This is a genomic window from Vibrio sp. 10N.222.49.C9 (genome assembly GCF_041474985.1).
Taxonomy (GTDB): domain Bacteria; phylum Pseudomonadota; class Gammaproteobacteria; order Enterobacterales; family Vibrionaceae; genus Vibrio; species Vibrio crassostreae_C.
The window spans coordinates 1-684 of the sequence record NZ_JBFRVD010000486.1; the positions used below are offsets into that span (position 1 = coordinate 1).

Below are 684 nucleotides of genomic sequence, written 5' to 3' on the forward strand. Positions count from 1 at the left end.
GGCTCAATCCTACTTCATGCAATAAGGCAGCCCAGTTAAGTAGCTTGACCAATTCGCTGCTCTTTTCTAACTCCGTATCGGCAATCACTTGTTTAAGGAAATGCTTGCTGTGCTGTCTCACTCGATTAGCTTGCTCGACATCGATTCTGTGCTGAAGTGCTAGGTTCTCCGCTGTACGCATACGAATATCGGAATGTGCAAAGCGCTCTTCCATCTCATACATTGCCCCTTCCCGCAGGGCGCCGGAAGAGTAATGAAGCTCTTCGATCTCTAGGGACTGCAGAATGGCTTGTAAGATAGCAACGCCAGGAGCGAGCACCGACAGTCGCTCCTCGATAATGCCCTTGATCGCTATCTTCTCTACCTTCTTAAACTCACAAAGGTGCTTCACCAGCTTTTTGAGGCGCTTGGGTGTGATGATACCGTCTTCATAGTCCAGGCTAATCAAACACTCACGAATGGCTTTTACTGTTCCAGAGGACCCTAAGGTTAACTCCCAGCCATGTCGCTTGTATTGCTTCGCCAGAAACTCCAATTCTCGCAGGGCTGCAAGGTTTGCGGCAGCGAAGTTCTTGGTATTGAGCTTTCCGTCGCTAAAGTAGCGATGAGCGTAGCTAACACACCCCATCTGCTGGCTATTGACCAGCTCTGCTTCAAAGCCTTCGCCAATCACAAGCTCGGTAC

The 684-nt window shown here is 49.7% G+C and carries 1 pseudogene; it reads right to left on the reverse strand.

The features are described from left to right. Positions 1-684 (reverse strand): annotated as a pseudogene (locus AB4585_RS24120) (exopolyphosphatase); the annotation flags it as partial.